The organism is Mycobacterium sp. URHB0021, assembly GCF_054057895.1.
Map to the genome: position 1 here is coordinate 4,296,820 of NZ_JBSRZT010000002.1, position 26,962 is coordinate 4,323,781.

Below are 26,962 nucleotides of genomic sequence, written 5' to 3' on the forward strand. Positions count from 1 at the left end.
GCGATGCCCGCACAGACCCAGGCACTCATCGCGGGTGCCGGGCCCATCGGGTTGACCGCCGCGATAGAGCTGGCTCGCCGAGGCGTTGCCTGCCGGATCGTCGATCCGCTGCTCCAACCACCGCGGTACGCGAAACCCGTTGGCGTACAACCACGAACGCTCGAGGTGTTTCGAGGGCATGGGCGTGCTGCGATGAATCCTCGACGCGTCCATACAGATGCTCGGCCAACTCGTCTATGTCAACGGCGGGCAGGTCGCGGTGATGGAGTTCCCGCGCCCGCCGACGTGCCGTTCGGCCTCATCGCCATCCCTCAGTACGAAACCGAACGCATCCTCCGCGAGGAACTGGCGATGCACGGAGGGCGGGTGGAACGCGGTGTGCGGCTGGCGGGTTCGACCAGGACGGTGACGGCGTCACCGCGACCCCGTCGGGTCCCGACGGCGAGCAGACGATCCGGGCGAACTACCTGATCGGTGCCGACGGCGCGCACAGCACCGTCCGCAAGGGGCTCGGCCTGACCTTCGAGGAGCAGTACGTGCTCGGCGATGTCGAGGTGGACCGCCTGGCCCCCGCACCCACCACCGCCGGAAATCTGCGCTGGTCATCGGTGTTCCGGATCAGCCACCGGATCGTCGACGCCTACGGCCGGGGGCGGGTGTTCATCGCCGGTGACGCCGCCCACATCCACCCGCCGACCGGGGCGCAGGGCATGAACACCGGTATCCAGGGCGCCCACAACCTGGCCTGGAAGCTGCGCTCACGCTCCACGACCACGCCAGCACCCGACCTGCTCGACAGCTACGACGCCGTGCGCAGCGCCAGGGAGGGCATCGGCACCCGACGCCACCGGCCTCACCCGGGCCGCGGTGACCGGCCCGCTGCGGCTGTACTCGCTGGTGGGAGGGCCCGAGCACAGCGTGCTGCCTCTGATCCGGAACCGCGACGGCGAGTTGGCCCAGACGTATTCGGCCGCACGTTCGTCGGCATACATCGTGCGGCCCGACGGCTATCTGGGCGTCGCCTCCGCGGGCATCGACGCCGACGCGTTGGTCGCGCACCTGCGCGCAACATTCGGCTAAGCGCGACGAGGACATCCCCGCCGGCACCTTCACGCTGCGGTAACTTCGCCGCAGGGTGGCCCACGCCCTGGGGAGGTGCCGCCGGATGGACACGACGTTCAGGCCGTCGATCGACTGGAGCAACGAGTTTCCTAACTCGGTTCTCTGGGTGCTCGAGACGTTCGTCATCACCGCGTTCGCCTTGCTGGTGGTGCTCGTCGTGATCGCGCGGACAACCGAATGGGGACGCCAGTTCTGGCGCATCACCGGCGACTATTTCACCGGTAGGCAGAGCATGCCGGTGTGGGCGATGTTCGCGGTGCTGCTGTTGTCGACGGTCACCTCCGTTCGGATCGCCGTGTTGCTGAGTTACTACGCCAACGACCTGTTCACGTCGCTTCAAGTCGCCTTCCAGGGCGGGACAGGAGAATCCGCTTTCTGGGCGACGATGCTGGTGTTCGGGGTCCTGGCCTGCTGCTACGTCGCGCGCTTGCTCGTCGACCTGTATGTCATGCAGCGATTCATCATGCGATGGCGAACCTGGTTGAGCCGTCGCCTGATCGGTGATTGGCTCACCGACTACGCCTACTTCCGCAACCAGTTCTCGAGGCATCCGATCGACAACCCGGACCAACGCATCCAGCTCGACATCGACATCTTCACCACCGGCAGGGGCGCCGAGCCCAACAACCCCGCCTACAACTCGAGCTACACACTGCTGTTCGGCGCGGTCGAGTCCGTGCTGTCGGTGTTCGCGTTCGGTGCGATCCTCTGGAACCTTTCCGGGCCACTGTCATTGGGCGGTATCACGGTGCCCAGGGCCCTGTTCTGGATCGTCATCGTCTACGTACTCGCCGCCACCGTCATCGCATTCTGGATCGGACGCCCGCTGATCCGATTGAGCTTCCTGAACGAACTCCTCAACGCGGGCTTCCGCTACGCGTTGGTGCGGTTGCGCGATGCCGGCGCCGCCGTAGGGCTCTACCGCGGCGAGGACGCCGAGCGCAAACAGCTGACCGGCCGGCTCTCGGCGGTGATGGACAATTACGGCCACTGGCTGAATCGCACGATGCTGTTCACCGGTTGGAACCTGTCCATGAGCCAGGCGATCAACCCATTGCCGTTCATCGTTCAGGCGCAACGACTCTTCGCCCAGCAGATCTCACTCGGCGATGTCATGCAGTCCGGCACCGCCTTCGGCCATATCCATGATTCGCTGTCGTTCTTCCGCAACTCCTACGACGCGTTCGCGAGCTACCGGGCGGCCATCATCCGGCTCGACGGACTGATCGACGAGAACTCCCGCGCCGGTAGGTTCACTGCGATCACGATGGCCGGCGCTGCGGACGGCAGCCTCGAGGTCGACGGCGTCGAAGTCCGCACTCCCGGCGGCGACATCCTGGTGCGCGCCCTCGATGTGCGGCTCGAGGCGGGCGACACGCTGTTGATCAGTGGTCCGTCGGGTATCGGCAAGACCGTCCTGTTGCAGAGCCTCGCGGGGCTGTGGCCCTTCGTGTCGGGCAGCATCCGTGTGCCGTCCGGTCGGCATGAGGTGATGTTCGTGCCGCAGCTGCCCTACATTCCGCTCGGCGATCTGCGTGCCGTGGTGTCCTATCCCCACGAAGCGGGTGCGCTCGGCGATACGCAAATCCAGCAGGCCCTGGTCAAGGTCGCCCTGTCGCACCTCGCGATCAGGCTCAACGATGTCCGGGATTGGGGCAAGACGCTGTCGGTCGGCGAACAGCAGCGCATCGCCTTCGCCCGCATTCTGCTCAGCCGGCCGCGTGCGGTGTTCCTCGACGAATCGACGTCGGCGATGGACGAAGGTCTGGAACTGATGCTCTACGAGCTGATCCGGGCAGCGCTCCCGGCCACCATTCTGGTCAGCGTGAGTCACCGCGCCACTGTCGAGCAGTTCCACACCCGTCAACTGGAGCTTGTCGGCGGTGGTGAATGGCGGCTCGACCGCTTGATCACGTCGGGTTGAGGTAGTCCGCGAGGCTCACAGCAGGTTGTCGGGGTACCTTGCCGGGATGGACGAAATGTTCCACCCCACCCTCGACTGGGGCGATGAGCTGCTGACATCGCTGGTGTGGATCGCCAAGGGATGGGCGATCGCGGCCATTGCCACCATGCTGATCTTGGTGCTGATCGCCCGGTACACCACCTGGGGTAGGCAGTATTGGCGGATCACCGGCGCCTACTTCACCGGCCCGGAAAGCGTCAAGGTCTGGGTCTGGCTGGCGGTGCTGTTGCTGTCGGTGATCGCGGGCGTACGCATCGACGTGCTGCTCAGCTTCCAGGGCAACGACATGATGACCAGCTTCCAGGTCGTGGCGGCCGGCATCGGCAACGGCGGCGACGAAGCTGTCAAAAGCTCCGGAGCGCACGGCTTCTGGACCTCGATGCTGATCTTCTGCGTCCTCGCTGCGATCCACGTCGGCCGCGTCATGCTTGACCTTTTCCTGATGCAGCGGTTCATGCTCAGATGGCGAGCCTGGCTGACCGACCGGCTCACCGGTGACTGGCTGGACGGCAAGGCCTACTACCGGTCGCGCTTCATCGACGACACGATCGACAACCCGGATCAGCGCATCCAATTCGACATCGACATCTTCACCGCCGGTGTCGGGCCGCTGCCCAACACGCCCAACAACACCTCGGCAGCCACGCTGCTGTTCGGTGCGGTGTCCTCGATCACGTCGATGATCTCGTTCACCGCGATCCTGTGGAATCTGTCGGGCACCCTCACCGTGCCGATCATCGGTGTCGACCTTCCCCGGGCGCTGTTCTGGATCGGCCTGGTCTACGTGCTCTTCGCCAGCGTCATCGCGTTCTGGATCGGGAAGCCGATCATCTGGCTGTCGTTCAACAACGAAAAGTTCAACGCGGCGTTCCGCTACGCGCTGGTGCGGCTGCGGGACGCGGCCGAGGCGGTCGCGTTCTACCGGGGTGAGGTGGCGGAGCGGTCGGGGCTGCGGCGGCTCTTCGCCCCCGTCGTCGGCAACTACAAGCGGTACATCAACCGGATGATGGGGTTCTACGGCTGGAACCTGTCGATGAGCCAGATCATCGTCGTGGCGCCGTATGTGCTGCAGTTCCGGCGGTTCTACAACGGCGAGATCACCCTCGGCGACATGAGCCAGTCCGCATCGGCGTTCGGCAGCATCCAGGACGGTCTGTCCTTCTTCCGTAACGCCTACGACCAGTTCGCCGGCTACCGCGCCGCGATCATCCGTCTTCACGGTCTGGTCATCGCCAACGAAGAGGCCAGGGCGCTGCCCGAAGTGACGACCGCGGCGTGTGTCGACGGCACCGTCGAGCTCGAGAACGTCGAGGTCCGCACACCCGACGGGCGCCAGCTCATCAAGCCTCTCGACATGCGCCTGGAGATCGGCGACACCTTGGTGATCACCGGCCCGTCCGGCAGCGGCAAGACGACGCTGTTGCGCAGCCTCGGTGAGTTGTGGCCGTTCACCTCGGGCACGCTGACCCGACCCTGCGGCCCGAACGAGACGATGTTCCTGTCGCAGATGCCCTACGTGCCGCTGGGCGACTTCCGCACCGTCGTCTCGTACCCGAACCAGGTGGGCACACTGGATGACTCGGCGCTGCGCCGGGTGCTGTCGAAGGTGGCGCTTCCGCACCTGGGCGACCGCCTCGACGAGGTCCAGGATTGGGCCAAGGTACTCTCCCCCGGTGAACAGCAGCGGATCGCGTTCGCGCGCATCCTGCTGACCAAGCCGAAGGTGGTGTTCCTCGACGAGGCCTCCTCCGCGTTGGACGAAGGCCTGGAATACACCTGCTACCAACTCGTGCGCACCGAGTTGCCGGACACCATCCTGGTCAGCGTCAGCCACCGCTCGACGGTCGAGCAGCATCACACGCACCAACTCGAACTCCTCGGCAACGGCGAGTGGCGACTGGGACGCGTGGAGGAGGACCCGGTCACCGTCTAGCCGCGCCGGCGCGCAGGTCCGGGGTAGCTTCCCGGCATGGAGACGTTCACGCCCTCACTCGACTGGGGCACCGAGCTCGTCACGTCGATCCTATGGGTGGGGCGGGCGTGGGCGATCGCCGCCGTCGGCATGGTGGTGGTGCTGGCCGTGCTAGCCCGCTCCACCGGGTGGGGCAGGCAGTTCTGGCGCATCACCGGTGACTATTTCAAGGGCCGCCAGAGCATTCCGGCGTGGACACTGCTGGGCGTGCTTCTGCTCTCGGTGATGGTCGATGTGCGGCTCGGCGTGCTGTTCAGTTACCAGTCCAACGACCAGTTCTCGGCACTGCAGGCCGCTTTCGATGACGAAGGATCCGCGAAAGACACTGCCATTAGCGGCTTTTGGGCGTCAATGCTGATCCTCGCCGGTCTGATCATCGTCGACATCGTTCGCACGGTGCTCGACACGTACCTGATGCAGCGGTTCATCATCCGCTGGCGGGTGTGGCTGACTCACCGACTCACCGCCGACTGGCTGACCGGCGACGCGTATTACCGCGGCCGGTTCGTCGACGACCCGATCGACAATCCGGACCAGCGCATCCAGCAGGACATCGACGTCTTCACCACCGGCACCGGCCGCCCAGAGACCAACACACCCGACGTCGGGACCGCCCAGACGTTGGCGTTCGGCACGGTCTTTGCCATCGTCAACGTGATCTCGTTCACCCCGATTCTGTGGGGTCTGGCGGGACCGCTGACAGTCTTCGGGGTGACCGTGCCGAAGGCGCTGTTCTGGATGGCACTCCTGTACGTGTTGTTCACGACGGTCGTGGCGTTCTGGATCGGTCACCCACTGATCCGGCTGTCCTTCCGCAACGAGGCCACCAATGCAGCGTTCCGCTACGCCCTGATTCGACTCCGCGATGCCGGCGAGGCCATCGGCCTCTATCGAGGCGAACGCGCCGAACGCAGGCAGCTGATGACAAGGTTCGCAGCAGTCATCACCAACTACCGGGCCTTCGTCCGCTGGGGCGTCGCATTCATCGGCTGGAACAGGTCGATGAACCAGATCGTCGATCCGCTGCCGACGGTCATTCAGGCGCCCCGGATGTTCGACGGTCAAATCTCATTCGGCGATGTCACCCAGTCCTCGAGCGCGTTCGTCCAGCTGCAAGGATCCCTGTCGTTCTTCCGTTCCGTCTACGACGCGTTCGCCAGCTGGCGGGCTTCGATCATCCGCCTCGACGGGCTGATCACCGCCAACGAAACGGCAAGGGATCTACCGTCATTGACCGCCCTGCCGAGCACCGACGGTTCGCTTCAGCTCGACGACGTCGAGGTGCGGACGCCGGCCGGGGCGCGGCTCCTCGACCCGCTCGACGTGCGTCTCGGCCCGGGTGAGTCGTTGGTGATCACCGGCGGCTCCGGCACCGGCAAGACCACGCTGCTGCGCAGCCTGGCACAGCTGTGGCCGTTCACCTCGGGCACGCTGCGCCGCCCGCAGGACGTCACCTTGTTCCTGTCCCAACTTCCGTACGTGCCGCTGGGCGACCTGCGCGCGGTGATCTCCTATCCCGCAGAGGAAGGCGTCCACTCCGATGGCGAGATCGGCTCCGCGCTCGACACCGTGTCGCTCGGGCACCTCGGTGAACGCCTCGACGAGATGGCCGACTGGGCCAAGATCCTGTCGCCCGGCGAGCAGCAGCGCGTCGCTTTCGCCCGAGTACTGCTGAACAAGCCGAAGGCGGTCTTCCTCGACGAATCGACCTCCGCACTCGACGAGGGGCAGGAGTTCGCGCTGTACCGGGCGTTGCGCACCCGGCTGCCGGACTGCATCGTGGTCAGCGTCAGTCATCGCCCCTCGCTCGAACAGCACCATGATCGTCGGCTCGAGTTGCTCGGCGGCGGGGCCTGGCGGCTCGCGGCCGTCTAAGGCCGCCTGGCCTGTGCCGCATGCCTGCCGGCGCGCCGACCGAAAAACGAGCCTTCGCCGAGTTGGGTACCGCTCGAATACCCCTTGCCGTCCTGGGCGATGTTGGACGCACACGCGCCCGCGGCGTACAGCCCGGGAACCGTCGAGCCGTCCTCGCGCCGCACCTCGCCGTCGAGCGTCACCGCCAATCCGCCCATCGTGAACCCGGAGTACATCGCCCGACCCAGCGACATGTCGAATGCCGCCCACGGGCCGCTGTCTTGTGCGGCAAGGTATTCCGGCTGCTTGTGAAAGTCGGGATCCTCGCCGCGAGCGGCATTCTCGTTGTAGCGGTCAAGGGTGGCCGCCAGCTTGCCGTCGGGAATGCCGAGCGCGCGTTCCATCTCTTCGACGGTTTCCCAGCCATCGATGAACCGGATCAGCGGCATCGCGGGCATCTCCGTGTGCGCCTCGTCGACGATCAGGTATGCGGCCTGGTCGGGCTGCTCCAGCACGAAGGCCGATGTGCGCGAGTGGTAGGAGTCCTCGGCCACGAACCGCTGACCCTGGTTGTTGACGATGACGCCGGTGAGCAGGATCTCAGGCGGATAGGCCGCCGCCGTGATGAACATCTGGTCGAGATTGCGGGTCACGCCGCCCGCTGAGACGCCCATTCGGATGCCGAAGCCGTCGTCGTTGGGATTGCCGAGAATGTAGGGCTCCACTTCGCCGTGGTGCTTGGTGCGTCGCTTCTGACCCAGCGCGGGTGTGTGTTCCGCGACCATCTCGGGGTTCATCGCGAACCCGCCCGCGGCGACGATGACGGCTGAGGCCTTGACTGCGCCGGTGTCGGTGAAGTGCTTCCAGTTCACGCCGACCACGCGATCGTCGCGGCTGCCGCTCGAGATGATCAGGTTGGTTGCGGCGGTCTCGTACCGGACCTCGACACCCAACTCGTCGGCCCGCTTGACGAGCAGGTCGATGACCATCGCGGCGCCGCCCAACTCGCCGGGGACCGGTACGGAGTGGCCCCGAGGCGCGGGTGTCGCCTGCTCGGTGAACGGCCACACTTTCTCGTTGCCCGTATACGACAGGCCCTCGGTGCCCGGCGGGACGACGATCTTTCCCGGGTAGAAGCTGCGCTCGAATTGAAAACCCAAGTCCTCCAGCCAGTTGAAGTGCTCGACGCTGCCTTCGCAGTATGCGCGGATCTTGTCGTGTTCGGGTTCACGCGACACTGCCACCAGATACTTGTACATTTCCGCGGCGCTGTCGGCGTGACCGGTCGCCTCCTGGACGGCGGTGCCGCCACCGAGGTAGAAATGCCCGCCCGCCATCGAGGTGGTACCGCCCGCCGCGGCGGCACGTTCGAGCACGAGCACCCGGGCGCCTGCCGCGGCCGCGCTGACGGCTGCACATCCGCCTGCGATGCCAAAGCCGATCACCAGGACGTCGACCTCGTCGGACCAGCTGGTCACGTCCGCGGCGTCGACCGTCTCGGGAATCTCCGTGCTCACTGCTGCTCCTGTTTCACGTAGTCGAAGAACGCCCGGATTCCGGGCGAGATGTGGGCAATCTCGATGTAGGGCACCCCGGCGTGCTCGGCGGACAGATAGCCGAACCGCATGCCGCCGGGCATGGCGCCCTGCTGCACCACGGTGGACCCCTGGCTCTCGGCGTTCCGCAGCGCGGAGTCGAACGCGTCGACGTCGCCGACCTCGATACAGATGTGGTGAAGCCCCGGTCCGTTGCGTTCGAGGAATTCGGAGTAGATGCTCTCCCCCGAGACGGGCGCTATCAGCTCGAGCTGCATCTCGCCGGCATAGCTGAACGAGATGTCGGCGACGAAGTCCGCGGGCCGCCCGCGGAAGGTGCAAGTCTCCGGTGCGAGATACACCCCGGGAATGCGCACCCACTTCTTGGCACCTAAAAGCGTGGTCAGCGCCCTTTCGGTGGCGTCGAGGCGGCGCGCCACCCAGGCGATCTGGACAGGTGTCTGGTCGGCCATCGCCATGAGGATATCCCCGCTCCGGGCCCATGGCTAGAACGTGTTCTAGTTCAGCTCGTCGCCGAGATATGCATGTATGCACCGGTCGGTCAAGGCTCGCGCCCGCGAGGGATCCTCGCCGCTGGTGACGTTCGCCCTGTGCCAGCCCTCCCCCGACAGCGTGAGAAAGCGACGTCCTTCCGCGGTGCCCGTCCACTGCGGCCCGAACGACGGGTCGATGCTCTCGCCGGTCGCCAGGTGGATGGCGAGCCCGAGCACCATGGAATCCCAGCCGATGCCGACGGCCCCCGGCCCGAACTCGCCCCAGATCTCGTCGTCGGCGCCGATGGTGTGTTCAAGGACCAAACGGGACCGGTCGGGGCCGTCGCCGGTGATGCTGACGTCGATCCAGCTGACGTTGCCGCCGTATTCCCAAGTCGCGGTGAAGTTCTCCGGCGGGTCACACGTGAGGATCGTTCCGTTGGCCTGGCCCTCCAACTGGTAGGAACCGCCCACCTCCAGATCACCCGAGATCGGCAGGAACCACCGTGGGATGCGCTCGATATTCGTGACCGCATCCCAGAGGTCGGCGGGGTCCGTGTCGTAGGACTGGGTGACCGTCACGACGTGCGCCTCCCCCGTCTCGGCCGTGCGGGTCCCGACGTTGCGCCGTACCGCCCGGATCTGATGATCAACGTCGATCTCGATCACGTTGCCTCTCTTCGTCGTTGACGCTTGCCGCGCGCCACTTCGGTGGCCAGTGCATCCAGATGTGGCGTCCAGAATCGGCGGAAGCCGTCGAGCCACGCGTCGACATCGCGCAACGCGCTGGTGTCCACCGCGTAGAGCCGCCGTTGACCGGCCGGTCGCACCGACGCGAAGCCATTGTCCCGCAGCACCTTGAGGTGCTGGGACACCGCCGGCTGGCTGATCCCGAACTCGCCCTGGATGGTGGCGCCGATTTCGCCAGCCGACATCTCGCCGCCGGCGAGCAATTCGATGATGCGACGCCGTACCGGATCCCCGAGGACGTCGAAGGCGTGCACCAACTCAAATTAAACTCCACACTTATATAAGTCAAATCTTTAATACGCGGCCTCAGCCTCGGGGCGGTGCAGCTCCCCTGCCGAATCCCCAGGTCTGCTGACCGAGCCTGGGCGCGGGTTCGACCATCTCGGGCCGCGTGCGAAAATCCGCCGCCAACAACGGTTCCGGATCCGCTCCCGCGAAGAGGGCCAGGCACGGTCGGGTGAATGCGCAGTCCGAACAGTGCGCGGCGGGGTTCGGGTACACGGCGGGTCCGGTTGTCATGTCGAGCGCCTCGGCCGCGATCAATCCGGCGGCCGCGTCGATCTCCGCCCTGGTACGCCGGACGCGGGTGCGCCGCAGAACCCCCGCCGTTTGCACTTCCACCCTGTTCGCGGCGACGCCGTCAGCCGCCCGCGCCGACGCTCGCCGGTGCTGCGGGATTGACCGTCCGCCGCCGCTGGGTTCGTGCTGGGCGACCCGGGCACCTGTGGGCGACGCGGCGGGCGGCGGACGTTCCGCCTCCCTGCCGATGCGCACCTCGTTGTGCATGGTGCCTGTGATCTCCATGCCGATGTAGTCCTGCTCCCACGCCCAGCACGCCGCGATCGTGGCTTCATCACGCAGCAGTGCCCGCGGGTCCTGCCAGTCCTCGACGAGCAGGTGGCGCACGACCCAGTACTCGTCGGCCGCGTCCACCGCCAGCAGGTCGACCCGGCATTCGTAGCTGACGCCGGACCCGTTGGCACTCATCAGTCCCCGTTCCGGGTCGCGGGGATCGGTAACCAGGGCGCGCACGTCGTGATCGATCTTGAGGGGAGCGAAGTCGTCGACGAGGGTCGCCCACGCGTCGTAGCAGTCGAGCAGCGTAATGGCCGTGTGGAGCGCGTCGCGGTCGGCCAGTGAGCGCTCGAGTGATTTGCGCACCAAGGACTGCTTGAGCTCGTGCTGCCAGTCCCAGGTGCCGGGGTAGTAGTACACGGCGAGCGCATCCTTGGCGGCGGCGCGCAACCCGTCGTCGCGCGTGGGTACGGGTTCGAGGTCCCTGCGATTCGGCGAGGCGAAGTCCCACTGTCTCCGGCAGCGTTTGAATCTCGCGCGGTCGTCGGGATCGATGCGGTATTCCACAATGCCGGCCGTTCAGCGCTCGAGGTTCCAGGGAAATGCGCGACCGGGGCCGGCGGCCACGATCGAGACCAGCAGCTCTGCCAGGTTCATCGATGCCTCGGAGCTCCAGGGTAGTTCTCGGTGCGTCGCTCAGGCGGTGAGTGCCTCGATGAGTAGCCCGACCTGGCTGTCGAACACCGCTGCGGGCTCGCTCAACGTGTCGGCACCGTACTGACCGAACACCTCGAGGCTGATCGCGCCAACCAGTCCCGCCCACAGCAGAAAGCACTTCGCCACCGCGGCGTCGTCGCCGGAGAAGTCGAACTCCTCGCGAAGCCGGTCGAAATCAGACGACAATGGTTGCGCCACAGGGATATTCGTCTGCGGAATATCGCCGGTGGAAATGCCCGTGGCGATCGCGTCGAACACGGCCGCGACCACGCGGGTGCCTGGGCCGATGGTCCTGTCCCGCGGCGCCTGGTACCCGGGCACCGGACTGCCGTACAGCAGCGCCCAACTGGCGGGTTTTTCGACCGCCCATCCGCGGACAGCGCGCGCCATCGCGAGCAGTTGATCGCGCCACGGTCCCGCCGTTTCGTCGCGCGCCCGGTCGACCTCGTCGCCGAGCGCGGAGTACGCGTCGACCAGCAACAGGGTCAGAAGGTCGTCGCGGCTGGCGACGTAGCGGTACAACGCGGACGACACCATGCCCATGTCGCGGGCGATCGCGCGCAGTGACAGCCCGGCGGCGCCTTCGGTGATCAGATGCCGGCGGCCGAGTTCGATGATCTGCCCCTCGATGCGGTCGCGGGTGTCCTGGCGCTTGCCCATACGCCCAGTGTGACACAAACGAGATCACCGCTCTTGATTTATTGGGCCGGGCGTGCGAACCTGAATAGAGAGCACCGCTCTCATTTAGCGATCGAATCGAAAAGGACCTCGATGACCGTGCGATATGACACCCCGAACGTCGCGGCACGAGCCGTCAACGAACTGTTCCGCCTGCTGGCCGAGGCCGGGATCAGCGTCGCGGGCACCCGAGCTTTACGCGTGCGGGGCCGCAAGACCGGCAAGATCCATGGCGTGGTGGTCAACCTGCTCACGGTCGACGACCGTGACTACGTCGTCTCCCCGCGCGGTAACACGCAGTGGGCGCGGAACGCGAGGGCGGCCGGCAGTGTCCAGACGGGTCCGCGGTGGCGGTCTCGTGAAGTACGCGTGGCCGAGGTCGCCGACGACGACAAACCGGACCTTCTCAAGCGCTACCTCGACCGCTGGTACTGGGAGGTGAAGGGGCACGTCGGCGGGCTGACACCGGAGTCGAGCAACGACGAACTCCGTAAGGTCGCCCCGACGATCCCGGTCTTCGAGCTCCTGCGCTAGGGAGTCGTCGCCGGTGCCGGTGCAGATGCCGCGGAGATGACGTCCTCGCCGGCCTGCTGGCTGGCCGCCTGCCAGGAGACCGCCGCCGGGTACTGACCCCAGGTGCTGTTGAACATGCCGACGATCGCCGCGCGACCGTCCGCGGTCACCATGTACACCGGGCCGCCGGAATCGCCCTTCTGGCTCACGACGCCGTTGGCCATCGTGAACCAGCCGTTGTTGACCGCCTCGACGGTCCCGCAACTCTCCCCCGTGACCACACCGAAATGGCAGACCGGCAGGCCGGGTGACGGCACCACCGACGGATCGGAAATCAATTGCCGTCCGCTGGGAAGAACGTTGCTCACCTGAATCTCCGGCGGCACGCTGAATGCCTCCCAGTCGGCGATCTGGTGATTGGTGTCGACAGTCGCGCCGTTGGGAGTGTTGTCGCGGAAGGCCGTCTCCGTGCCGATGTAGTTGCCGTCCTTGTCGCCGACGGTGCCACCGCCGCGGCAGTGGCCGGCGGTGTACCCCGTGCGCGATCCAAGGTCGACGAAGCCGACCGTGCAGAGGTTTGTGCCTTGGCGAACTTCCATCCCCGGATAGACCAGCGAGCCGTTGGCCGCGTGGGCCGGCCCCGTGGACAGTGCCAATGCGGCGAACACACACGCGGAAGCCGGGACTAGCGATTTCCATCGTCGGGGCACTGTCGCCTCCGATCCTTCGGTGTCGAGGTGGTCCAGGCTACCGGTGTGTTGTGGACCGCAATGCCCGAGCGAACAAATCGACGCGAGCATCGGCGCTACGGAAACCACTCCACAACGGCACGTTCACCTGCTCATCGAAGAAGATCACGGAGACGTTACACAGGCGGCGCTTCGGCCGCTGATCATGCATGCGGCGGACCCCTGCCGTGCCTGCCAACAGTGATGGCCCGGACATCTCGGCCCGGGCCATCGCCGCTCTGGTGTCAGGGGATGGTCAGTACCTGACCCGGATGGATCAGGTCGGGGTTGGAGACGCCGCTGGCGTCGGCGATCACGTGGTACTTGCTGCCGTCACCGTAGAACCGCTCCGAGATGGCCCACAGCGTGTCGCCGGAAACCACCGTGTACGTCCTCGGAGCGGGCGGCGGAGGCGGCGGCGGCGCAGGCGCGGCGGGTTCGGGGGCGGGCGCGGTCGCCGTTTCGTCGACGGCGGCGGGCACCACCTCGGGTGCCGGGGCCTCCGCCTTGGCCTCGGGTGCGGCTAGCGGCGCCTCGGTCGTGTCGGTCTTGGATGACCACGCCGGTCCGCCGGAGGCGTACAGCACCAGGTTACGGTCGTCCTGCAGCACGAGTTTGACGTCCTTGCTGCCCTTGGTGTCGGTGTGCCACACCGGCTTGTCGGAGGTGTAGAGCACGAAGTTGCCGTCGGTCTGCACCTCGGCGCGCACCACATCCTGGCCGTCGGTGCCCGTCGCCCACACGGCCTGTCCGCGTGCGGCCAACACCAGGTTGCCGTCCTCCTGCAACGTCAGCGTGTACGCGCCGTTGTCGGAGGTCAGCGATCCGCCTTTCTCGAGCTTCTGACCCTCGGTAAGTGTGTCTCCCATGCCGGCATCCCTTTCCTGAAGGCGACTATCACGACGCTGCCAACGCTACTCAACCGGGGCCCCGTATGTATCGGCTTCCGCTCGCCCCAATCGAAACATCTGGCCAACCGCGGGTGACCCATTTACGTTCCGGTGCAACGAAGTCCGTCACCGAACTAGCGAGCCGAGCTAGGGAATGGTCAACACCTGTCCGGGATGAATCAGGTCCGGGTTGGAGATTCCGCTGGCGTCGGCGATCGCCTGGTACTTGCTCCCGTCACCGTAGAACCGCTCCGAGATGGCCCACAGCGTGTCGCCGGAGACGACGGTGTACGTGCGTGGGGCGGGCGGAGGTGGCGGAGGTGGCGGTGCGGCGGGCGCTCGGGGCGCGGGCGCTTCGGCCTCCGGCGCGGACGCGACTTCCTCGACGGCCGCCGGTACCACCTCGGGCCCGGGCGCCTCGGCCGCGGCCGGCGGCGGTGGCGCCTCGTCGGTCTGGGTGTTCGAGGCCCATGCCGGACCGTCGAACCCGTACAGCACGAGGTTCCGGTCGTCCTGCAGAAGCAGCCGGACGTCCTTCGCGCCCTTGGTGTCGGTGTGCCACACCGGCTTGTCGGAGGTGTAGAGCACGAAGTTGCCGTCGGTTTGCACCTCGGCGCGCATCACATCCTGGCCGTCGGTGCCCGTCGCCCACACGGCCTGTCCGCGTGCGTCCAACACCAGGTTGCCGTCGCCCTGCAACGTCAGTGTGTAGGCCCCATTGCGTGATGTCAGCGATTGGCCCTGCTCGAGTTTCTCACCCTTGAGAAGTCTGTCTCCCACGTCGTTCCCCTTCCATGTCAGCTCGGCCGAGCCTACGGATCCCGGCTGCTGCGTAGGGCATTACAGCGAACACGGCAACTGCCTGGCAGCAAGCCGCCCTAGGAGTCGAAGCCAAGCCCGAGCGCGTCGAGGGTGCGGAGCAGGACGTTGCGGCGGCCGGCGCTGTGGTCGGCGCGGTCAAGCGACCATCGGGTCGCCTGGATACCCATGCTGGCCAGCGGTTCGGGCGGGAAGGGCAGTGGTCGTTTGCGCACCATTTCCAACTCGGTGCGCGGTGTCGGTTCCCCGCCGAGGAGATCCAGGCAGACGTCGGCGGCAAACCGTGCCGCACCCACACCGAGTCCGGTGAACCCGTTGACATAGGCGACGCGCCCGTCGCGGGCCGTCCCCCAGTGCGCGCAGAACCGGGTGTTGGTGTCGATGGCACCTGCCCAGCGGTGGCTGAACCGGACATCGTCGAGTTGCGGAAAGGTGAGGTAGAAATGTGCCGCCAGCCGTCGGTAGGTGGCCGGGCGGTTCTCGTAACCGGGGTCGACCCGGCGGCCGAAGTGGTAGACGGCGTCATAGCCGCCCCACACGATCCGGTTGTCCATGGTCAACCGGTAGTAGTGAAACTGGTTGGCGGAGTCGCCGATTCCCTGCCTGCCGCGCCAGCCGATCCGGCCGAGCTGGGCATCGGAGAGCGGCTCGGTGGCCAGCACATAGTCGTACACGGGCACGGTGTAGAGCCGGTTGCGCAGCAACAGGCTCGGAAAGACGTTGGTCGCCAGCACCGCACGCGCGCACGTGATGGTCCCCGCGCCGGTCTGCACGCGCAGCGCCGAACCCGCGGAGTCGAGTTCCTTGGCGTTCGTGTGCTCGTGGATTCGCACGCCGCTCTCGTCGCAGGCGCGGGCGAGTTCGAGAGCCAGCTTGGCGGGATGAACGATCGCGCAGGTGTCGGGGCTGTACAGGCCGGCCAGATAGGTCGGTGAGTCGACCTCGGCGCGCACCTCCAGCTCGCCGAGCAGTCGGCCCTCCCCCTGTTCGGCTGATTCCTTGAGCCAGTCGACCTGATGCGGTTCGGTGGCTACCGCCAGCATGCCGGTGCGCTGCCATTCGGTGTCCAGGCCCAGATTTTCGATGTCGGCCTGCATCCCGTCGAGGTTCTCCCGGCCCATCGCATCGAGCGCGTCGATTTCATTGGGCCAGCGGGTCTTTCCGTTCTCTGAACCATGGGTCAGGCTGGCGTCGACGAAGCCGCCGTTGCGCCCCGACGCGGCCCAGCCGATCCGGTTCGCATCGACGAGCATGATGCGCTGATCCGGATCGCGATGGGCGGCGTGCAGCGCGGCCCACAGGCCGGTGTACCCGGCACCGACGACCAGCAGGTCGCAGTCGGCGGGTCCGGCCAGCGACGGGTAGGCCGGACGCGGGATATCCAGCCACATCGAGCCGAAGGTGCTTGCCGCAAGCGAACGTTCGACGAGAGCGGGATCCACGTTGGCATCGAAGACTGTTTGCACCATTCGGACACTACGTTGTGGGCGACGGTGCGGTGATAATTCGGTTGCCCCCACGGTGAGGATGGAAGCCGTGCTGCTGTTGCTCTCCGGCGCGAGCGGAGCCGGCAAGACATCCGTACGCGAGTGGATCTCAGGAGCCGTCGGTGACGGCATCGAGGCGGTCGAGCTGCGTCATCTCGGCCGTGTCCCGGCCAATCCCGACATCGCGTGGCGACAGCGGATGGCCGAACGGGCGGTGGCGCGCGCCGCGGAACTGGCCGCGCAGCAGCGGCATCTGCTGCTCGCCGGCGACCCGGTCGCCCCGGGCGAGGTGCTGGCGCCGTCTGCGCCGTCGGTGGACGTCGCGGTCTGCCTCCTCGATGTCACTGCCCATCCGCAGCGGGACCGACTGCGCCGCCGCGGCGATCCCGAGGGCCTTCTGCCCCACCATGTCCCCTTCGTCTGAACCAGATGTCGACGGACGATTGGCAGATCACCGTCATCGACAGCTCGCCCCTGAGCCCCGCCGACACGAGTCGGCTCGTTCTGCAGTGGATTCGCGACGCCGTCTCGGGCCGGGCGCCGGTGTTCCGGCGCGCTACGGAGTAGCGATGGTCGGCACCGGGATGTCCGGCTGAACCGACTGGCGCGGCTGCCACCCGGGCGGACCGAACAGGTAGCCCAACCGGTCACGCCACCGTGCCGCGTGGCGCACGTCGCGGGCGATCGCGACGTATTCGTGCGTCTGCAGCTTCCAGATGTTGTAGGTGTCGACCTGCTTGGTCAACCCGTAATGCGGCCGGACGGTTTCGGCTTCGAAACTGCCGAACACCCGGTCCCACAGGATGAAGATGCCGCCGTAGTTCTTGTCCAGGTACTGCTGGTCCATGCCGTGGTGCACCCGGTGATGAGAAGGCGTGTTGAAGACGAATTCAATTGGCCCCCAGAGTCTTTCGATACGTTCGGTGTGGATCCAGAACTGATAGATGAGGTTGATCGAGAAGCTCGCGAACACCATCCACGGCGGGACTCCGACGAGCGGCAGCAGCGCCCGCAGGAAGACGTCTCCGCTGATGTTCCACTTCTGGCGCAACGCGGTGGCGAAGTTGAAGTACTGACTGGAGTGGTGCGCCTGATGGGTGGCCCAGAACAGGCGGACCCGGTGAGCCATCCGGTGGTAGAAGTAATAGAGCAGGTCGACGCCCACGATGGCGATCGCCCACGTGTACCACTGGTTTGCCGGCAGGTGCCAGGGCGCGACGTAGGCGTAGAGCGCGGCGTAGCCGAGCAGCGCCACGAAGTTGAGCACCCCGCTGGTCGCGATCGACACCACGCCCATCCAGATGCTCGCCCAGGCGTCTCGCCTCAGGTAGGCCCCGGACGGTGCGCGGTCGGCCTCGACGTGTGCGAGCTTGCGAGCGGCCGCCCACTCGATGACGAGGAGCACAAGGAAGAACGGGACCGCGAACGTCACCGGATCGTGCATCAAGGGGGGCAGCACGTCCGCGAATACGCGCGTCCAGTCCACTCGACACCTCCTGGTACGTCTCGCCGGCTATTTTAGCTATCGGCCATGGCCTCGCCGTCTTCAGGCACATTGACCACGAGCAGCCAGACCAGGCTAACCAGTCCGGTCGCGACGGCCTGCAGGGATACGACGAACGTCAGGTATTCATGCCAGGCGACCAGGATTTCGCCGCACTCGTCGCCTCCCCACGGCAATGTCGACAGCGCGAACACCAACGCGATCGACATCACCGCGACGGTCGCCGCGGTCGCGGCACGTTGGGCGGGCTCGCGCAGTGAGCCTCGGAAGAATCCGAACTCGATGCCCAATGTCATCAGCAGCAGCGGTATCACCTGCGCGACATGTTCGAAGTATGCAGGCGCGACCGCAGGGTCGCAGATCTCCCGGAGCACGCTTTCGCGTTCGAACAGCGACAGCTGGCCGACCTCGGCCGCGAGTTCGTCGTCGAGTGTGCGGGTGACGTCGACGTTGAAGAAGTCGGTCCATACGGTGGCGCCGATGTAGGCGACGTAGGTGCCGACGATGAGAGGCACCACCGCGCGGGCGCGGCGCCAGTCGGTCGGCATCGCATCGCGTTCGGCCGAGCGGAACAGCACAAGTGGGTCGGCGTTCAGCGATGACATCATCAGGATTGCCATGGCGGTCACGTACAGGGTCGAGGCAATGACGTCGAGCCAGACGTACTCGCCAACCGACAGCAGGAGTATGTCGACGGCCATCACGATCGCGAATCCCGCCCACCACCATCGCCACAACCTCGGTTCGCCGCCGTCGGCGCGCCCGATGTTGCGTTTGAGACGGCCCGCCACGGCGAGAATGAACAGATCGAAGCCGATCACGGCGACCCGCCATGCATCGTGCTCCGGTTGACCGATGGTGTCGAAGAATCCGGTGACGATCTCCTCGCTGTAGGAGAACACGAACACCAGCAGGAAGACGACGCCGAAAACCGACCGGTCCAAGCGTCGGTCAACGGTCACGGCGTGAGGTTAGCGCCGGATCGGGCCCCGTTTGACGGCGTTACCGAAAACTGAGTATGTCGTCGCCCCAAGCCGCCCGCACATCGCGGTCGAGGTCGGCGACCACGCTGTCCTGCCGGTCGATCACCAGGGTGGCGCGGTCATCGGCACGGTAGGGCCGCCATTGGGGTTGGCCCGCAACACCGGCGGGCCGGCCCGTGACGGCGAAGCCGATCCATCGGGTGCGGATGCGCTCCGACACCGCCCGGCCGGTCTTCATGCCGCCGAGCTTGAACGTCGGATCCTTCGGCCCAGCAACGAGATTGCCCCATACGAAGGGCAGCTCGGTGGCGTGCGCGCCGCCGAGCCGCAGCATCCGCAGCATCGGGGTGGCGAAGTCGAAACGGTACAGGTAGACGGGTGCCACGGTGTTGTGGCCTTCGGCGAACCAGATCGACGGCATCCGGAATCCGAGGTCCCGCGCCACACCCAGCCCCTTGGCCTTGGCGCGCCCACGGTAGGCGGCGCCGATCTGAGCCTCGCTCGGAAGCGCCAAACTCGGCTGCTCGGATGCGATTTCGGCGAACATGGCCCGAATCGCCTCGGGTGTGATGGGCATCAGCGGAGACTTCATCCAGCGGAACAAGGCGGCCTCGTGCTTATTGGTTCCGATGATCAGCGGCACCGGTAGCGTCCGGCCGGCGCGGGCGAGTTTGACCGGGTAGTCCGGAACCAGCTCGCCGTCCATGATCGGTGCGAAAGCCAGTGTGCCCGGGGTATCGACGGGCACCTCGTCGAAGACATGCTTGGCGGCGGTCAGGATCGCATTGACCGGGACGTCGGGCAGCCGGTCGACGTCCTCGGCGGCGACACCGAGGTGGCCGAGGAATCGTTCGGCGACGCGCCGGCCGCGGCCGGTGTCGTAGATCGACGTCGCCGGCGAACTCTGCGCGATAGCGCCGGAGAACAGCCCGGCCGCAGCCGGACTGGCCAGCAGTGTGGTGATCACCCCGGCGCCGGCGGACTCGCCGAACACCGTGACGCGGTCGGGGTCACCGCCGAATGCTGCGATGTTGTCGCGCACCCAGCGCAGCGCGAAGAGGACGTCGCGGAGCCCGACATTGCTGTCGAAGCGCACCCGGCCGCTGCCCAGTGACGACAGATCGAGGAAGCCGAAGGGCCCCAGCCGGTAGTTCACGGTGACGATCACGGCTTCGCCGCCGCGGGCCAGGGCGCGACCGTGGTACAGCGGCTGGCTCCCGCCGCCGATCACGTAGGCCCCGCCGTGTATCCAGACCATGACCGGCTTACCGGCGCCGGCCTCGGTATCCGATGACACCCACACGTTGAGCGTCAGGCAGTCGTCGCCCTGGGGTGCACCGAGGTCCATCGGAATTCTGGGATCGGTCGGCTGCGGGCAGACCGGCCCGACCCGCGACGCGTCGGCCGGCTCCGACCAGCGTTGCGGCGCCTCGGGCGCCCGCCAGCGCAGTTCGCCGACGGGCGCGGCGGCATAACGAATTCCCTTCCATACTTTGACCGTTCCGTCGTCGATGCCGCGGACCGGACCGTATGCGGTGTCGACGACGGGCGGATCGCCCGCTTCGCGCCGGGTGTTGGGTTCCGCCGTCACGCCGGCTGTCCCTTCGCCGCCCGCCGGTCCTTGTCGGAGAAGCCCGCGACGGTGCTACCCGGCGCTGCGGCCATCTTGCGCGACACGTAATCGGCGGTGGAGGCGAACACCCCGGCCACTCCGGCGCTCGACGCCGCGTAGGTGATCGACCTGTCGGCGGAGAAGCCGAGCTTCTCCCCGATCGCGACGGCGTCCATGTTGGCGCCGAGAAACACGAAGTCCCAGGAGTATTCGCGTTCCTGTCGGCGAATCGCGGCGCTCACCGCGTCGTGGGTCCACTCCCTGCTGGAGTTCTCATGGCCGTCGGTCAGCACGACGACGACCACACTGCCGGGCCGCTCGTGCTCCGGCCTCGCGGCCAGATCGGCACCCACATCGGTGATCAACCGCCCGACGGCGTCGTACAGGGCGGTCATCCCCCGCGGCTGCAGATCCAGCGGCGGCACCTCGGCGATCGGCCGATCCGCATAGACGATGTCGAAGTGGGTGTCGAACTGGGCCAGTGTCACCCGGGTGTCGCCGGACTGTGCGCGCTGCCGGTCGATGAACGCGTTGAAACCGCCTTCGGTGTCGGACTTGATCGTGTCCATCGATCCGGAGCGGTCGAGCAGGACGGCGATGAGGGTGCGCCGGGGATCCGTCATGAGAACTCCTTCGATCAAGATGGGGGCGAACTCAACCACGCTACCTACGCCCGCAGACGATCCCTCTGATCAGCATGTTCAGCCGATCCCATCGGGCAAACTACACAGTAGACCTAGCGGTCCCGGTCCAGATACCGCCGCAGAACCTCATACTGCCCGGACACCCGCGACCACCGGCAATATTCGGCGCTTCTCCGACATTGCCGGCAATCTCTCAGCGTCCAGGACGATTCCCGGAGACGTCCGGTCGCCACGACGACCCGGCCGTTTACGGCGGCCCGGGGGGTGATCAGGGCCTGATCGGACCGGGCAGCGTCTCGTGGGAGGTCAACGCCGACCTCGCCGCGGTGTCACAGGCGGGTCTTCCGGCCATCGTGCTGGAGAGCCTGCAGCCGTCGGTGATCGCCGGCGTGCAGGAGATGTCGAACTATTGGGCTCTTCACCACCTAACCTCACGATTCCGCCCACCGAACCCCGAACTCGGGAACGACGCCGAGTTGCGCCGCTTCACCCAGAGGTGTTGACGCCGATGGTCGAGCGCGTCGGTCAAGAGCCCGTGGCATAGCTTGATGGCGTGCAGAAATGGGCGCTGTTGTTCGCCGCCATAGCGGTCGAGGTCGCTGCAACGCTCGCCATGCGGGCGTCCCAGGACCACTCGGCCTGGCTGGTGCTTGTGGTGGCGGGTTATCTGGCTTCCTTCGTGTTGCTGACGATGGTTCTCCGGGCGGGCATGCCGGTGGGGGTCGCGTACGGCATCTGGGGAGCGTCGGGCACGGCGGCCACGGCGGTGCTGGCGGCGGCGCTCTTCCGGGATCCCTTCACCTGGCCGATCGCCGCGGGCATCGCGTTGATCATCGCCGGTGTCCTGTTGGTCGAGTTCGGATCCCACCCGCGGACGGTGGATGAACCGTGATGTGGTTGACGCTGACGGCCGCCATTCTCATCGAGGTGTTCGCGACGCTGGCGCTGCGGGCGTCGGACGGATTCCGGACAAAGGCTTGGATCGCTCCGGTCGTGCTGGGCTATCTCGCGGCGTTTTATCTGCTGTGGTTGACGCTGTCCTTCGGCCTGCCCGTCGGAATCGCCTACGGGGTATGGACCGCTTGTGGTGTCGCCCTGGTTGCGGTCATCGCGCGGTTCCTGTTCGCCGAAACGTTGACGTGGCTGATGGGCATGGGCATCGCGTTGATCATCGCGGGCGTGCTCACGATCGAGATGCTCGGTTCCGCCCACTGAGTGCCCCCGCCAGTGCCACCACGGCCGATCCAGCGACGACGACACTGAGCAGCCCGACGCGGAGACTCGTCGCGTCGGCGACCACCCCCACGATCAACGGCGCGCCGAAGAAGCCGACCCGCATCAGCCACGTCAACACCGTCAGCCCGGTCCCCGGCCGCATGCCGGGCAGTTGATCCGCCCCGTGCATCGCGGCCGGAATCAGGGTGGCCACACCGAGGCCGGCGGCCGCGAAGCCGGCAATGGTGGCCGGCACGCTCGGGAACGCCAGCGCGACACCCATCCCGGCCGCCGTGATGATCCCGCCTGTGCGCGTCACTGCCCGCTCGCCGAAGCGGTCGACAAGCCGGTCCCCGATCAGCCGCCCGACGAACATGAAACCGACCAGGCCGACATAGCCGAACGCCGCGATCGCCGCCGGTGCGCCCAGGCTGTCACGCAGATACAGGGTGGCCCATGAATTTCCGGCGTCCTCGACCGTGGCGCCGGCGATCGCGATCACCACGAGTGCCAGCAGAGTGGCGTACACGGCGAGGCCGGCACTTTGCCGATCCGTTGCCTGTGCGGACGGGTGGTCCTCGTGGTCGTCGCCACGGAGCAGATACGGATAGGCGGTCAACACGACGGCGATGAAGACGACGCCCACCACCGCCAGATGCACGCCGCGGGAGATGTGCAGCGCGATCGCCGCCGCACCCGTCAACCCGCCCAGGATCGCCCCGACGGCCCACACCGCATGAAACGAGTTGATGATCGACCGGCCGTAGATGCGCTGTACCCGCAGGGCGTGTGCGTTCTGCGCGACGTCGGTGATCGAATCGGACGCACCAGCGACGAACAGCGCTGCCCCCAGCATCAGGGGTGTCGTCGCCAGTCCGGCGACCACGACGAACGCCGCCAGGGCGATCGTGCTCACCACCGCGACGCGTGCGGACCGGTACCGCCGGATCAGGGCGGCGGCGGTCAGACCGGCGACCAGCGCGCCACCGGAGAACGCCGAGATCGCCGCGCCGTAGACCGCATTGGACAGTCCGAGGTCGGACTTGATTTCCGGGTATCGGGGCAGCAGGTTGGCGAAGATCGCGCCGTTGGTCAGGAACAGCGCCGCGGTGGCGAGGCGGGCCCGCCGGTTCCGCGTCTCGATTGCGTCGAGCTGTCCGGGCGCCATGTTCGGGACACTACCGATCGGTGCGGACGGCGGATGTCTAGTGTGTCTGCCATGGGGCCCGACGAGCAGGACCCGGACTATCGCTTCACCCTCGCCAACGAGCGGACCTTTCTTGCCTGGATTCGCACGGGGCTCGCGCTGATCGCCGGCGGAGTCGTCGTGGTGCAGCTCGTTCCCGCCTTCGGATATCCGGGACTGCGCCACGGCCTCGGTATTGCGCTGTGCGCCGCGGGCGGAATCCTTTCGGCGCTGGCGGTGGTGCGCTGGCGCAGAGTTCAGACGGCGATGCGGCGGGGAGGAGACCTTCCGCCCAGCACGATGCCGGTGGTGCTCGGAGCGGCCATCCTCGTCATGGCGCTACTGATGGTCGTCGTTCTGTTCGTCACCGCACCCGGCGGCGATTGACGTGTCACGGCCGCAGGAAAGACCTGGGCTGCAGGCCGAGCGCACCCAGTTGTCGTGGGAACGAACGGCGGTCGGCTTTCTCGCGTCGGGCGCGATTCCGCTGTTACGCAGCGGCGGCCCGCTGGAGCCCGGGAAAATCGGCCTGGCCGTGCTGGCGACCCTTCTGGCGTTGCTGGTGGTGTGGATCAGCCGAGATCGCGCTCGGCACTTTCGAACGTCGCCCGCCGTCGCGGTCCATTTGATCGGTGGGGCGACGGCGGTATTCGCGACAGTGATCGTGGTGCTCCTGTTGCTGCGACTCTGACTCGCGTCAGATTCGTTGCGTCAGAAGCCCTTCACTGGTCTCCCGGTGGTCGAGCGCCAGACCATCCGGAGCCACGACGGGTAGTCGCGCGCCAGACCCGAACCCGGCATCAGGCCGGCATCGAACGCGTTGACCGCAACACCCTGGGCGCCATGGCCGAGTCGGCGATCGAGTTCGGTGACGGCGTCGGTGCCGCGGGCCGGGTTGCGCACGGCAAGGATCACATGCCATGACGGATCGCTCGCCAACAGGGCGCGGCCGCACTCCAGCCCGAGACCGGTGTTCGCGGCGGTGATGATCGCGGTTCTCGAGTTCACTTCTCTTCCAAGAGGATGAGGATCAGCGCCGCGACGGCCTGAAACAGCCGCCGATACATGCGCTCGACGTTGGTGGAATCGGGCTCGAGATGCTCCGCGAAGAAGACGCCGCCCGACAGCGCGACGGCGACTGCGGTGAGTTCGGCGACGACGCGTTCGGCTCTCGATGGTGGCGCATCCCCGGCATCAGGTCGACAATGGCATCGCGAAAGCGCTCGATGGCGGTATCGCGGACCCGGCGGACCACCGGGGCGACTGTTGGGTCGTCGCTGCGCTCGAGCGACAGGAGGTAGAACAGCCGGAGGAAATCCGGGTGCTGTGACTGCAACGCCGCCGCCACCTCCAGCCGCCGGGAGGTGCTGCCTTCCCTCGGGATCGCCGCGAAGAACCTCTCGGCGCCGCGCTCCATCACTGCGAGGATTGCTACAGACGGACAGTGCCACTTCCCAGGCCGGCGATCCCCGCGGTGAGTTGGTCCAGGTTTCCGAGGATGGCGCCGGCCAGGTCGATACGCGCGTCATTCTCAACCCAGTCCTCCAGGCCGATCCTGAACGCCGACACCGCCGCAACCGCCAGAAGCTTTGCGGCGCCATGGTTTTCGATGTCCTCACGGGCGCCGGCGAATCGTCGGATGAGTTCGTCGAAGCCGGCAAACACGCGGGCCAGGGCCGGCTGCAGCGCCGGCGTCATGGCGACCAGCCGGAGGCGCGCCAGTTCGCGTTCGGGCTCGGCCGAGTAATCCGCGACAGTCGCGACGATCACCTCCCGCACGGACGTCAGCAGCGGCTCGTGGACGGGCCGGGCGGCCAGCAGGTTCGCCGCGACGCCGAGGTGTTTCTGCAACCGGCCGAGAACCAGGTCCTCCTTCGACGAGAAGTACCGGAAGAACGTGCGCGTCGAGACAAGGCAGTCGGCGCACAGATCCTCCAGGCGGACACGTTCGTAGCCGTCGGCAAGAAACCGTTGCAGTGCCGTCGCCTCGATGGTGGCGCGGGTCATCGCCTTCTTGCGCTCGCGGAGGCCGGCCGGGGCAGCCGCATGCGCCGAAGTGCCTTTCATTGACATTCGCCTATCATAGGCATACTTTGGCGAGATGTCCGACATCACGGTTGATCCGCAGCTTCACACTGGAAAAGCCGACGTCAACGGCGCAAGGCTGTACTACGAGGAGCGTGGCGAGGGGCCTTCTCTGCTTTTCATCCCGGCGGCAGCGTCGATGCATGGCATTACGCCGCGGTCGCCGATATCCTCTCCCGAGACTTCCGCGTGGTGACCTATGACCGCCGGGGTAACGGGCGAAGTCCGCGCCCACCCACCTGGCATGCCACCGACATCGCCGAACAAGCAGACGACGCCGCGGGTCTCATCGAAGCGGTGGGGCTGGCGCCGTGCGCGGTGTGGCAGGCAGTCTCGGCGGGGTGATCCTGCTGGAACTTCTGGCTCGCCGCCCCGGCCTGGTGCGCGTGGCGATGGTGCAGGAACCGCCCTTGTTCGGTGCCCTCACCGACGGTGACGAACTGGCTCGTGGGTTGGTGGCGTCGGCCGCGTCCGCCATTCGCCGCCGTCGGGTGACAGAAGGATTCCTCGAGCATGTCCACCAGTCGGTCGGCAGCTCGTTCGACACCCTCGCCGCGGAGTCCAAATCCCGGATGGTCGCCAACGCCGAAGTCTTTCTCGACTTCGAGATCCCGGCTCTTGCCGGCTACCGGCACCGACTGACAGGCGCGCTGGATGCGATGCCTGAGGATCATCTGCCGTTCACGGTGATGGCGGACCCACAGAATCGGGGCACGCCGCCGTTTCGTGCCGCGGCCACACTGGCCGAGCGCCTCGGCATCACATTGCGGGACTTACCTGGTGGCCACATGCCGTATGCGACCGATCCGCAAAACACGGCCGCGGCGATCCGCAGCCAGCTCGACGAGGTCGACCCCGGAAGGAGGACAGCATGACGTTCCGATGGGGCGGACTGACAGACAGCGGCGATGCGCTGCAGCCACCGCCGTCCGACGCCGAACACGCACGCAGCAGCATCGAGGTCGTCGCCTACGACCGGTACGAGATCAGCCGTCATGACGACGGCAGCATGCTGATCTCGACCGTCTTGACGGAGCGGTTCACCGGCGCGATCGAAGGGATCGGCCGTGCCGACCACCTTCGACTGATATATCCCGACGGCAGCGGTATCTCCACGGGTATCGAACGCATAGAAGGCGCCGTCGCCGGGCGAAGCGGCGCATTCATCCTGACCGCGCACGGCCGCGATATCGCACCCGGAAAGGTCAGTGGTGCCTGGGTTGTGCAATCCGGCTCCGGCACAGACCAACTCGAAGGTCTGAGGGGGCACGGGCACTACACGGCGATCGCCGACGAGGACGGCCGCTGGCGCGCCGAAGACGAGTTCGACTACTGGTTCGCGCCGACGGCCTCGGTTTAGTCCGGGGTGGCCATTCGTCGGTTTTCCTCGACTTTGTCGCACTGGGCTCACGCCGG

General features: G+C 66.7%; 32 protein-coding genes and 3 pseudogenes. 17 read left to right on the top strand and 18 right to left on the bottom strand.

Going from position 1 to position 26,962, the window contains the following annotated elements; translation table 11 throughout:
* Positions 1–3: 3 nt before the first annotated feature.
* The 5 genes and pseudogenes from ACVWWN_RS23455 to ACVWWN_RS23475 all read left to right on the top strand — a co-directional run.
* A pseudogene (locus ACVWWN_RS23455) lies at positions 4–764 on the top strand (FAD-dependent monooxygenase); the annotation flags it as partial.
* A 103-nt stretch (positions 765–867) separates the two neighbouring features.
* Positions 868–1,080, top strand: a complete 213-nt coding sequence (locus ACVWWN_RS23460; RefSeq protein WP_457149489.1) for a hypothetical protein — start codon at positions 868–870, stop codon at positions 1,078–1,080.
* 85 nt (positions 1,081–1,165) lie between these two features.
* Positions 1,166–3,046: an ABC transporter ATP-binding protein/permease gene (locus ACVWWN_RS23465; protein WP_457145989.1), complete on the top strand. Its 1,881-nt coding sequence runs from the start codon at positions 1,166–1,168 to the stop codon at positions 3,044–3,046.
* A 55-nt stretch (positions 3,047–3,101) separates the two neighbouring features.
* The gene (locus ACVWWN_RS23470; RefSeq protein ID WP_457149246.1) at positions 3,102–5,018 is read left to right on the top strand and encodes an ABC transporter ATP-binding protein/permease; all 1,917 of its coding nucleotides are present in this window, start codon (positions 3,102–3,104) and stop codon (positions 5,016–5,018) included.
* A 36-nt stretch (positions 5,019–5,054) separates the two neighbouring features.
* Positions 5,055–6,932 (top strand): ABC transporter ATP-binding protein/permease, encoded by a 1,878-nt coding sequence (locus ACVWWN_RS23475; protein ID WP_457145990.1) that lies wholly within the window; start codon positions 5,055–5,057, stop codon positions 6,930–6,932.
* Here the strand turns inward: ACVWWN_RS23475 and ACVWWN_RS23480 are convergent.
* The 6 genes from ACVWWN_RS23480 to ACVWWN_RS23505 all read right to left on the bottom strand — a co-directional run bounded on the left by ACVWWN_RS23480 (position 6,929) and on the right by ACVWWN_RS23505 (position 11,862).
* Positions 6,929–8,428 (bottom strand): FAD-binding protein, encoded by a 1,500-nt coding sequence (locus tag ACVWWN_RS23480; protein WP_457145991.1) that lies wholly within the window; start codon positions 8,426–8,428, stop codon positions 6,929–6,931. The two genes, ACVWWN_RS23475 and ACVWWN_RS23480, sit on opposite strands and share 4 nt — an antisense overlap.
* The gene (locus ACVWWN_RS23485) at positions 8,425–8,919 is read right to left on the bottom strand and encodes a VOC family protein (protein WP_457145992.1); all 495 of its coding nucleotides are present in this window, start codon (positions 8,917–8,919) and stop codon (positions 8,425–8,427) included. The genes ACVWWN_RS23480 and ACVWWN_RS23485 overlap by 4 nt, the downstream gene beginning before the upstream one ends.
* A 45-nt stretch (positions 8,920–8,964) precedes the next feature.
* On the bottom strand, positions 8,965–9,609 hold the full coding sequence (locus ACVWWN_RS23490; protein ID WP_457145993.1) for an SRPBCC family protein: 645 nt from the start codon (positions 9,607–9,609) through the stop codon (positions 8,965–8,967).
* Complete coding sequence (locus ACVWWN_RS23495; RefSeq protein ID WP_457145994.1) at positions 9,606–9,944, bottom strand: ArsR/SmtB family transcription factor; 339 nt, start codon at positions 9,942–9,944, stop codon at positions 9,606–9,608. Before ACVWWN_RS23495 ends, ACVWWN_RS23490 begins: the two co-directional genes overlap by 4 nt.
* A gap of 52 nt (positions 9,945–9,996) precedes the next feature.
* On the bottom strand, positions 9,997–11,052 hold the full coding sequence (locus ACVWWN_RS23500) for a hypothetical protein (protein ID WP_457145995.1): 1,056 nt from the start codon (positions 11,050–11,052) through the stop codon (positions 9,997–9,999).
* Between the two features lie 129 nt (positions 11,053–11,181).
* Positions 11,182–11,862, bottom strand: a complete 681-nt coding sequence (locus tag ACVWWN_RS23505; RefSeq protein ID WP_457145996.1) for a TetR/AcrR family transcriptional regulator — start codon at positions 11,860–11,862, stop codon at positions 11,182–11,184.
* A gap of 111 nt (positions 11,863–11,973) precedes the next feature.
* On the opposite strand from ACVWWN_RS23505, the gene ACVWWN_RS23510 reads away from it, so the two are divergent.
* On the top strand, positions 11,974–12,414 hold the full coding sequence (locus ACVWWN_RS23510) for a nitroreductase/quinone reductase family protein (RefSeq protein ID WP_457145997.1): 441 nt from the start codon (positions 11,974–11,976) through the stop codon (positions 12,412–12,414).
* Here ACVWWN_RS23510 and ACVWWN_RS23515 read toward each other — a convergent pair.
* The 4 genes from ACVWWN_RS23515 to ACVWWN_RS23530 form a co-directional block, all read right to left on the bottom strand.
* Positions 12,411–13,103: an Rv1815 family serine proteinase gene (locus ACVWWN_RS23515; RefSeq protein ID WP_457145998.1), complete on the bottom strand. Its 693-nt coding sequence runs from the start codon at positions 13,101–13,103 to the stop codon at positions 12,411–12,413. The genes ACVWWN_RS23510 and ACVWWN_RS23515 overlap by 4 nt on opposite strands.
* Before the next feature lie 263 nt (positions 13,104–13,366).
* Entirely contained in the window at positions 13,367–13,990 is a 624-nt protein-coding gene (locus ACVWWN_RS23520) for a LysM peptidoglycan-binding domain-containing protein (RefSeq protein WP_457145999.1), read from the bottom strand.
* Positions 13,991–14,158: 168 nt separating this feature from the next.
* Entirely contained in the window at positions 14,159–14,791 is a 633-nt protein-coding gene (locus ACVWWN_RS23525; RefSeq protein ID WP_457146000.1) for a LysM peptidoglycan-binding domain-containing protein, read from the bottom strand.
* 98 nt (positions 14,792–14,889) lie between these two features.
* Complete coding sequence (locus ACVWWN_RS23530; RefSeq protein ID WP_457149247.1) at positions 14,890–16,296, bottom strand: NAD(P)/FAD-dependent oxidoreductase; 1,407 nt, start codon at positions 16,294–16,296, stop codon at positions 14,890–14,892.
* A 61-nt stretch (positions 16,297–16,357) separates the two neighbouring features.
* On the opposite strand from ACVWWN_RS23530, the gene ACVWWN_RS23535 reads away from it, so the two are divergent.
* Positions 16,358–16,741, top strand: coding sequence for a hypothetical protein (locus ACVWWN_RS23535; protein ID WP_457146001.1), 384 nt, complete (start codon positions 16,358–16,360; stop codon positions 16,739–16,741).
* 5 nt (positions 16,742–16,746) lie between these two features.
* Complete coding sequence (locus tag ACVWWN_RS23540; protein ID WP_457146002.1) at positions 16,747–16,884, top strand: hypothetical protein; 138 nt, start codon at positions 16,747–16,749, stop codon at positions 16,882–16,884.
* Here ACVWWN_RS23540 and ACVWWN_RS23545 read toward each other — a convergent pair.
* From ACVWWN_RS23545 to ACVWWN_RS23560, 4 genes are all read right to left on the bottom strand, one after another.
* Complete coding sequence (locus tag ACVWWN_RS23545; protein WP_457149248.1) at positions 16,874–17,761, bottom strand: sterol desaturase family protein; 888 nt, start codon at positions 17,759–17,761, stop codon at positions 16,874–16,876. The genes ACVWWN_RS23540 and ACVWWN_RS23545 overlap by 11 nt on opposite strands.
* A 74-nt stretch (positions 17,762–17,835) precedes the next feature.
* Positions 17,836–18,783, bottom strand: coding sequence for a hypothetical protein (locus ACVWWN_RS23550; RefSeq protein WP_457146003.1), 948 nt, complete (start codon positions 18,781–18,783; stop codon positions 17,836–17,838).
* A gap of 40 nt (positions 18,784–18,823) precedes the next feature.
* Positions 18,824–20,395 (bottom strand): carboxylesterase/lipase family protein, encoded by a 1,572-nt coding sequence (locus tag ACVWWN_RS23555; RefSeq protein ID WP_457146004.1) that lies wholly within the window; start codon positions 20,393–20,395, stop codon positions 18,824–18,826.
* Positions 20,392–21,039 (bottom strand): vWA domain-containing protein, encoded by a 648-nt coding sequence (locus ACVWWN_RS23560; RefSeq protein ID WP_457146005.1) that lies wholly within the window; start codon positions 21,037–21,039, stop codon positions 20,392–20,394. The genes ACVWWN_RS23555 and ACVWWN_RS23560 overlap by 4 nt, the downstream gene beginning before the upstream one ends.
* Before the next feature lie 200 nt (positions 21,040–21,239).
* On the opposite strand from ACVWWN_RS23560, the gene ACVWWN_RS23565 reads away from it, so the two are divergent.
* From ACVWWN_RS23565 to ACVWWN_RS23575, 3 genes are read left to right on the top strand one after another with little or no spacing between them, the layout of a single operon-like run.
* The gene (locus ACVWWN_RS23565; protein ID WP_457146006.1) at positions 21,240–21,563 is read left to right on the top strand and encodes a hypothetical protein; all 324 of its coding nucleotides are present in this window, start codon (positions 21,240–21,242) and stop codon (positions 21,561–21,563) included.
* Positions 21,564–21,613: 50 nt separating this feature from the next.
* The gene (locus tag ACVWWN_RS23570) at positions 21,614–21,952 is read left to right on the top strand and encodes a DMT family transporter (protein ID WP_457146007.1); all 339 of its coding nucleotides are present in this window, start codon (positions 21,614–21,616) and stop codon (positions 21,950–21,952) included.
* On the top strand, positions 21,952–22,275 hold the full coding sequence (locus tag ACVWWN_RS23575; RefSeq protein WP_457146008.1) for a DMT family transporter: 324 nt from the start codon (positions 21,952–21,954) through the stop codon (positions 22,273–22,275). The genes ACVWWN_RS23570 and ACVWWN_RS23575 overlap by 1 nt, the downstream gene beginning before the upstream one ends.
* Here ACVWWN_RS23575 and ACVWWN_RS23580 read toward each other — a convergent pair.
* Positions 22,244–23,443 carry an MFS transporter gene (locus tag ACVWWN_RS23580; RefSeq protein ID WP_457146009.1) on the bottom strand — a complete coding sequence of 400 codons (1,200 nt, stop codon included), beginning with the start codon at positions 23,441–23,443 and terminating at the stop codon, positions 22,244–22,246. The genes ACVWWN_RS23575 and ACVWWN_RS23580 overlap by 32 nt on opposite strands.
* Positions 23,444–23,494: 51 nt before the next feature.
* On the opposite strand from ACVWWN_RS23580, the gene ACVWWN_RS23585 reads away from it, so the two are divergent.
* Entirely contained in the window at positions 23,495–23,848 is a 354-nt protein-coding gene (locus ACVWWN_RS23585; RefSeq protein ID WP_457149249.1) for a YidH family protein, read from the top strand.
* A 1-nt stretch (position 23,849) separates the two neighbouring features.
* Positions 23,850–24,152 carry a DUF202 domain-containing protein gene (locus ACVWWN_RS23590; protein WP_457146010.1) on the top strand — a complete coding sequence of 101 codons (303 nt, stop codon included), beginning with the start codon at positions 23,850–23,852 and terminating at the stop codon, positions 24,150–24,152.
* Positions 24,153–24,205: 53 nt separating this feature from the next.
* Here the strand turns inward: ACVWWN_RS23590 and ACVWWN_RS23595 are convergent.
* The 3 genes and pseudogenes from ACVWWN_RS23595 to ACVWWN_RS23605 all read right to left on the bottom strand — a co-directional run.
* A pseudogene (locus ACVWWN_RS23595) lies at positions 24,206–24,469 on the bottom strand (hypothetical protein); the annotation flags it as partial.
* Positions 24,466–24,911 (bottom strand): annotated as a pseudogene (locus ACVWWN_RS23600) (TetR/AcrR family transcriptional regulator); the annotation flags it as partial. The pseudogenes ACVWWN_RS23595 and ACVWWN_RS23600, both read right to left, overlap by 4 nt.
* Positions 24,893–25,573, bottom strand: coding sequence for an acyl-CoA-like ligand-binding transcription factor (locus ACVWWN_RS23605; RefSeq protein ID WP_457146011.1), 681 nt, complete (start codon positions 25,571–25,573; stop codon positions 24,893–24,895). The gene ACVWWN_RS23605 and the pseudogene ACVWWN_RS23600, both read right to left, overlap by 19 nt.
* On the opposite strand from ACVWWN_RS23605, the gene ACVWWN_RS23610 reads away from it, so the two are divergent.
* From ACVWWN_RS23610 to ACVWWN_RS23625, 4 genes are read left to right on the top strand one after another with little or no spacing between them, the layout of a single operon-like run.
* Positions 25,563–25,742 carry a hypothetical protein gene (locus tag ACVWWN_RS23610; protein WP_457146012.1) on the top strand — a complete coding sequence of 60 codons (180 nt, stop codon included), beginning with the start codon at positions 25,563–25,565 and terminating at the stop codon, positions 25,740–25,742. The two genes, ACVWWN_RS23605 and ACVWWN_RS23610, sit on opposite strands and share 11 nt — an antisense overlap.
* Complete coding sequence (locus ACVWWN_RS23615; RefSeq protein WP_457149250.1) at positions 25,715–25,891, top strand: alpha/beta fold hydrolase; 177 nt, start codon at positions 25,715–25,717, stop codon at positions 25,889–25,891. Before ACVWWN_RS23610 ends, ACVWWN_RS23615 begins: the two co-directional genes overlap by 28 nt.
* Positions 25,867–26,421 (top strand): hypothetical protein, encoded by a 555-nt coding sequence (locus ACVWWN_RS23620; protein ID WP_457146013.1) that lies wholly within the window; start codon positions 25,867–25,869, stop codon positions 26,419–26,421. Before ACVWWN_RS23615 ends, ACVWWN_RS23620 begins: the two co-directional genes overlap by 25 nt.
* A complete protein-coding gene (locus ACVWWN_RS23625; RefSeq protein ID WP_457146014.1) occupies positions 26,418–26,906 on the top strand; it encodes a DUF3224 domain-containing protein in 489 nt (162 codons plus the stop codon). Before ACVWWN_RS23620 ends, ACVWWN_RS23625 begins: the two co-directional genes overlap by 4 nt.
* Positions 26,907–26,962: the final 56 nt, after the last annotated feature.